General features: G+C 66.0%; 7 protein-coding genes. 5 read left to right on the top strand and 2 right to left on the bottom strand.

What is annotated here, in order from left to right; genetic code table 11:
• Positions 1–273 (top strand): ABC transporter permease subunit (locus tag KH616_RS20225; protein WP_292250210.1); only part of this gene is annotated, 273 nt, incomplete at its 5' end.
• Between the two features lie 239 nt (positions 274–512).
• Positions 513–1,766 carry an NAD(P)/FAD-dependent oxidoreductase gene (locus KH616_RS20220; protein WP_292250212.1) on the top strand — a complete coding sequence of 418 codons (1,254 nt, stop codon included), beginning with the start codon at positions 513–515 and terminating at the stop codon, positions 1,764–1,766.
• A gap of 145 nt (positions 1,767–1,911) precedes the next feature.
• On the opposite strand, the gene KH616_RS20215 is transcribed toward KH616_RS20220, so the two are convergent.
• Positions 1,912–2,082 carry a hypothetical protein gene (locus tag KH616_RS20215; RefSeq protein WP_292250209.1) on the bottom strand — a complete coding sequence of 57 codons (171 nt, stop codon included), beginning with the start codon at positions 2,080–2,082 and terminating at the stop codon, positions 1,912–1,914.
• 268 nt (positions 2,083–2,350) lie between these two features.
• Between KH616_RS20215 and KH616_RS20210 the strand changes: the two genes are divergently transcribed.
• The 3 genes from KH616_RS20210 (at position 2,351) to KH616_RS20200 (ending at position 5,167) form a co-directional block, all read left to right on the top strand.
• Positions 2,351–2,620 (top strand): hypothetical protein, encoded by a 270-nt coding sequence (locus tag KH616_RS20210; RefSeq protein ID WP_292250207.1) that lies wholly within the window; start codon positions 2,351–2,353, stop codon positions 2,618–2,620.
• A gap of 489 nt (positions 2,621–3,109) precedes the next feature.
• The gene (locus KH616_RS20205; protein ID WP_292250205.1) at positions 3,110–3,502 is read left to right on the top strand and encodes a TraR/DksA family transcriptional regulator; all 393 of its coding nucleotides are present in this window, start codon (positions 3,110–3,112) and stop codon (positions 3,500–3,502) included.
• 315 nt (positions 3,503–3,817) lie between these two features.
• Complete coding sequence (locus KH616_RS20200) at positions 3,818–5,167, top strand: nicotinate phosphoribosyltransferase (RefSeq protein ID WP_292250203.1); 1,350 nt, start codon at positions 3,818–3,820, stop codon at positions 5,165–5,167.
• Between the two features lie 15 nt (positions 5,168–5,182).
• Here KH616_RS20200 and KH616_RS20195 read toward each other — a convergent pair.
• A partial coding sequence (locus KH616_RS20195; RefSeq protein WP_292250201.1) for an NAD(P)-dependent oxidoreductase occupies positions 5,183–5,894 on the bottom strand: 712 nt, incomplete at its 5' end.

Genomic DNA, 5,894 nt, shown 5'->3' with positions numbered 1-5,894 from the left:
CTGATTCTCGTGCCGGCCGCGCTGCCGTCGATTCTCGCGGGGCTGCGGGTCGGGTGGGCGTTTGCGTGGCGCACGCTGATCGCGGCCGAACTCGTGTTCGGCGCGAGCGCGGGGCAGGGCGGACTGGGGTGGTACATCTTCCAGAACCGCAACGAACTGTATACAGATCGTGTGTTCGCGGGACTCGCGGCCGTAATCGTGATCGGGTTGTTGGTCGAGCATCTTGTGTTCGATACGATCGAACGGCTCACTGTGCGGCGGTGGGGCGCGTAGCCCTCATGCGCGCCCGTCGTGGTCATCGTCAGCTGCATACCCGACGTCTTGAACGGTGCCGGGCGCGTACGGCCAGCGAAGATCGTGATCGAGACCTGACGTCCGCCACCCGGCGCGTCGCGTGACAACGTGCCTCACTCATGCGCATGGGTTATTTCCCTGTCGGTTATAGTCGTCGGCATTGCGCGAACGCTGCGCAGGAAATCAAACCCCGGGCGAGTCGAATGGACGTGCAAACCATGGATGAAATGAAGCCGGATCACGTCGATGTCGATGTCGCGATCGTCGGTGCTGGGCCTGCCGGTGCGGTTGCCGCCGGACTGTTGCGCAAGGCGGGACGGTCGGTGCTGGTGCTGGAGCGTCAGCACTTTCTGCGTTTCTCGATCGGTGAAAGCCTGTTGCCGCAGAGCATGCATTATCTCGACGAGGCGGGCATGCTGCAGGCGGTGATCGAGGCCGGCTTCCAGTTCAAGAACGGCGCCTATTTCGTCCATCGCGATCGCATGTCGTCGTTCGATTTTCGTGAGAAAACGACGCCGGGCTGGGGAACGGCGTATCAGGTCGAGCGCGCGACATTCGACGATCTGTTGATCCGGTGCGCGGCGCGGCAGGGCGCCGACGTGCGCTTCGGCCATACGGTGCGGGCGTTTACGCCGGGCGAGCGTCCGCAACTCGACGTCATCGACGAGGCCGGGCAGCGGTATCGCGTGCGCGCGTCGTTCGTGCTCGATGCGAGCGGCTTCGGCCGTGTGCTGCCGCGGCTGCTCGATCTCGAGGCGCCGACGGGCATGCCGACGCGCGCGGCGGTCTTTTCGCACGTCGAGGATCGCTTGCCTGCGGGATCGACCGACCGAGACAAGATCTGCATCGCCGTTCATCCGGAGCGGCGCGACGTATGGTTCTGGATGATCCCGCTGACGAACGGCCGTTCATCGGTCGGCTGCGTCGCGCAAGCGTCGTTCCTCGACGTGCCGGAGGCGGACCGCGAAGCGCTGTTGCGCGGACTGTTGCAGACGGAGCCGACACTCGCACGTCTTGTCGGCACCAAGCCTTTCGTCATGCCGGTGCGGCATATCGGCGGTTACGCGTCGAACGTGGCCCGCCTGCATGGCCCGGGCTATGCGCTGCTTGGCAATGCCGGCGAATTCCTCGATCCCATCTTCTCGTCGGGCGTCACGATCGCCATGCGTTCTTCGCATCTGGCGGTTCACGCGCTCGAACGGCAGTGGCGGGGCGAGACGGTCGACTGGGCGTGCGACTACGACATCGCGCTGCGGCGCGGTATCGATACATTCCGCGCGTTCGTCGAGCGCTGGTATTCAAGCGAGTTGCAGGACGTCGTGTTCCACGAGCACAAGGCGCCGGAAGTCAAGCGCATGATCTGCGCGATCCTTGCCGGTTATGCGTGGGACGAATCCAATCCGTTCGTGCGCGAGCCGGCGCGGCGTCTTGACGTGCTCGCGGAAATTTGCCGAGCGGACAAGACCGCCTGATCGCATCATGGCGCGCGCATGCCGCGGCGGCACCCATGCGCGTGCCGCCGAAAGTCGCCGGTTTGCCGGTACAGCACGCCGACTGATACGGAATCCGCGAGGGCGTGTGCCAGGCGATGCCGGCGCGATGCGAATGACATCGCGCTCAACCGGGTGCCGATGAATCGGCGACGCGTGGCGAGTCGGATGCCGCTTTGGGCTCGGTGTCCGGCGTGGCCGGCATCGTGGAGGGCGCGACGGCGTGCTGGATCGTCGGCACGACCATCGTCGGAACGATCGCCGCGAGGGCGACCCATAGAATGACGCCGAAAATCATGGCTGTCTCCCGAGTGACGAGCGGATTGCACACGTACCCCACTCATACGCACGTGTGGTGCGCATGCGCCATGCCATGACTGTACGGCGGGGATTTGTGCAGGAGATTGATCGATCTCAACCGGGCCTGCATCTGATGATTGTGCAAACTCGTGCACTGCGTGCACGATATATCGTCAGATTTTCGTCAAACGCGCTTCCTATACTTGTTTGGACGGTCGATGCGAGAGATGGGTGACGACCGGCGCCGGGCGGGTTCGGAGGAAGCGATGACTTGGAGCGATGAGGACGAACGCGAACTGCGTCATGTCGAGGCGATGATCGATGCGCTGTGCCGGCTCGACATCGACGAGCGGGGGGCCGGCGCGACCGCCGTGCTGCAAACCGCATACTGGCGCGCGCGGGTCGAGGCGATCCGGAGCAAGCATCCGGCCGGCGGGCGGGCGACGGCGCTCACGAAGGCGTTGCTCGACCGTCTCGATGCACTCGATGCGATGCAGCGCGGGCACGGCGGCGCGCGCAAGGCAGATTCGCGCTAGCGCGGCACATTGTTCATATCGAATGCGTGATGCGCGGATCGCATGGCAAGCACGATGCTCGCCATGCGCGGTCGTGGAAATCACGCGCTTCTCCCTGTCATGCGTTGATGTCACACTGCGCAACACGGTCATGCCGCCGTTTTCGTGCCGGAAGGCGCGGCGACACCGTTCGTCCCGAGGAGCATATTCCGATGCTGACCCCGCACGAATTCTCCACATTGCTGCTGGTTGCCAATGCGCCGCAGGATGTCGATTGTTCCAGTCCCGATTTCGACAACACGCGCTTTCTCGTTAGGTTTATGCTGGCTCGACTGTCCGCGTCACGTCGTCCGGCGTTCACGGATCCCGGCGGACAAACGGGCATCCGTTGCGGTGCCGGCGCACCGCGATCGGTCGCGAAGTGCGCGTGGTTCTGACGGGCGGCGTGGCGGCGGTACGCGGTGTCCGTCCGCACGGCGGATTGCGAAAACCGAAGCAGGAGAAGCAGTGATGATGCTCGACAAACAGCAATTGCAGACGCTTCATCAACGGTTGAGCGAAGCCGAACAGGCACTGCGCGCGGAGATTCGCGCGAGCGAGCACCAGCGCGCGGAGGAGCCCTACGCGAATCTGGCCGGCGCCGCGCCGGACGAAGGCGATGAGGCGAACGCCGATCTGTTCGTCGATGTCGATCATGCGCTGATCGGCATGCGGCTCGCGGAACTGCGCGCGATCGAGCGTGCGCTTCAGCGGATGCGCGAAGGCAGTTACGGCGATTGCGCGGACTGCGAGGCGCCGGTTGCCTATGCACGTCTCCTCGCACGCCCGACCGCCGAGCGATGCGCACAGTGCCAGCAACTGCACGAACGTCGTTATGCGACGGTGCCGCGCGCATCGCTGTGATATCGGTGCGACGGTGCATGGCTGCGCGGCGAAGCGCGTAGGATGAGATCTGGCGCGTAGCGCCCGTCATGCATGGCGGATGCTGCGCCGGCAGGCGCGCCCGCGAGGTCGCGCAGCGCCGTCCATGTGGAGAATGGCCATGCCGGTCCACCATGCCGATTGCCTGGCGCTGTTGATCCGGATCGACGATGTGTGCGCGAGATGGCGTGCCGGTGCGCTTCACGTTCGGGCGGTCAACGATGCCGTGATGCGCACGAGGCGTTCGCGTGATGCATCGCTGCGACGCGCCAACCGGCGCCGCACGAAGGAGGCGTGATGCATGCTCATGCGTCCGACGGCTGCCACGACGGCGCACTGCTCACGGATCTCTACGCGCTCACGATGCTGCAGTCGTACTACGACGCGGCGATGAACGATGTCGCCAGCTTCGAGTTCTTTGTGCGCGCGCTGCCGCCGCAGCGCAACTTTCTGATGGCGTCGGGGCTGGCGCCGATGCTGGACTATCTCGAGTGCCTGCGATTCACCGATGCCGACCTCGCACGGCTGGCCCGGACCGGGCGCTTTCGCGGCGATTTTCTCGCGTCGCTCGAAGACATGCATTTCACGGGATCGGTGCATGCGATGCCGGAAGGGACGGTGTGCTTCGCCGACGAGCCGGTCGTACGGATCACCGCGCCGCTGCGCGAAGCCCAACTCGTCGAAAGCCGAGTGATGAACCTCCTGCACTATGCAACGCTGGTCGCGAGCAAGGCCGCGCGGATGGTGCTGGCCGCGCCCGGCCATTTGCTCGTCGATTTCGGTCTGCGCCGCGCACATGGCGCCGAAGCCGGTTTGCTGTCGGCGCGCGCGAGCTACCTCGCGGGGTTTTCCGGCACGGCGACGGTGCTCGCCGGGCTGCGTTACGGCATTCCGATATTCGGCACGATGGCGCATTCATATGTGCAGGCACATCGCGACGAGGCGCAGGCATTCGAGCAATTCGCGCGCTCACAGCCGGACAATGCGGTGCTGCTGCTCGACACCTACGATACCGAGCGCGCCGCGCAGACGGTCGTGGAGGTGGCGCGCCGGCTTGCGCCGGACGGCATCGCGATCAAGGGCGTGCGGCTCGACAGCGGCGACCTCGCGGCACACGCACGACGCGTGCGCGCGATTCTCGATCGTGGCGGCCTGACCGGCGTGACGATTTTCGCCAGCGGCAATCTCGACGAATTCGGCCTGAGCGATCTGCTCGCGCGGCGTGCGCCGATCGACGGGTTCGGCATCGGCACGCGGATGAATACGTCGGCGGACGCGCCGTATCTCGATTGCGTGTACAAATTGGTCGAATATGCGGGGGTACCGCGCCGCAAGCGCTCCGAGGGCAAGGCGACGTGGCCGGGCTGCAAGCAGGTGTTCCGGCGTCTCGGTGCGGATGGACGGATCGACGCGGATTGCATCGCACTGGACGGCGAGTATCAGGACGGTATCGCGCTGCTGGCGCCGGTGATGCTCGACGGCGCGCGGCTCGCATTGCCGACGCTCGATGCCAGCCGGGACTATGCAGCGAGACAGCTCACAACGCTGCCGACGCGAACGCGCGCGCTCACGGCCGCGGCGCCGGTCGCCGTCGGGATTTCACCGGCGCTGGCGGCGCTCGTGCGGGAGATGGACGGGCAGGCGTAGTCGCGCGTTCGCGCCTTACCTCAGCAACTCCTCCGCGGGGACGTAAGGCAGCCCGAGCGCACGCGCGACCGCCGCATAAGTGACGTGACCGTCGCATACGTTCAGGCCGGCGCGCAGGTGCGCGTCGTCGGCCATCGCGCGTTTCCAGCCCTTGTCGGCCAGCTCGATCGCATGGCCGAGCGTCGCATTGACGAGTGCGAATGTCGACGTGCGCGCGACCGCGCCTGGCATGTTGGCGACACAGTAATGAACGACGCCGTCCACGACGAAGGTCGGCATCGCATGCGTTGTCGGATGCGAGGTCTCGAAGCAGCCGCCCTGGTCGATGGCCACGTCGACGACCACCGCGCCCGGGCGCATCTTCGCGATCATCGCGCGCGTCACGAGTCTCGGTGCGGATGCACCCGGGATCAGCACCGCGCCGATGACCACGTCGGCGTCGCGCACGGCTTCGTCGATCGCCTGCACGTTCGAGCAGACGGTCGTGATCCGGTTGGCGAAGATCAGGTCGAGCTGGCGCAGCCGGCCGAGATTGTTGTCGAGCACGGTGACGCGTGCGCCCATGCCGACCGCCATCTGCAATGCGCCCGTGCCGACGACGCCAGCTCCAAGCACGACGACATGCGCGGCCGGCACGCCGGGCACGCCCGCCATCAGGAGGCAGCGGCCGCCGCGGGGGCTCTCGAGATGGGTGGCCGCAACCTGAATCGACATGCGCCCGTCGACC

Source organism: Burkholderia sp. (assembly GCF_018375725.1).
GTDB lineage: Bacteria > Pseudomonadota > Gammaproteobacteria > Burkholderiales > Burkholderiaceae > Burkholderia.
This window is presented reverse-complemented; position numbering and strand designations above follow the sequence as displayed.

What these genes read in the sequence shown, in the direction of transcription:
- KH616_RS20220 (WP_292250212.1), top strand. Translation starts at nt 513, where the DNA reads ATGGATGAAATGAAGCCGGATCACGTCGATGTCGATGTCGCGATCGTC.
- KH616_RS20210 (WP_292250207.1), top strand. Translation starts at nt 2,351, where the DNA reads ATGACTTGGAGCGATGAGGACGAACGCGAACTGCGTCATGTCGAGGCG.
- KH616_RS20205 (WP_292250205.1), top strand. Translation starts at nt 3,110, where the DNA reads ATGATGCTCGACAAACAGCAATTGCAGACGCTTCATCAACGGTTGAGC.
- KH616_RS20215 (WP_292250209.1), bottom strand. Translation starts at nt 2,082, where the DNA reads ATGATTTTCGGCGTCATTCTATGGGTCGCCCTCGCGGCGATCGTTCCG.
- KH616_RS20200 (WP_292250203.1), top strand. Translation starts at nt 3,818, where the DNA reads ATGCATGCTCATGCGTCCGACGGCTGCCACGACGGCGCACTGCTCACG.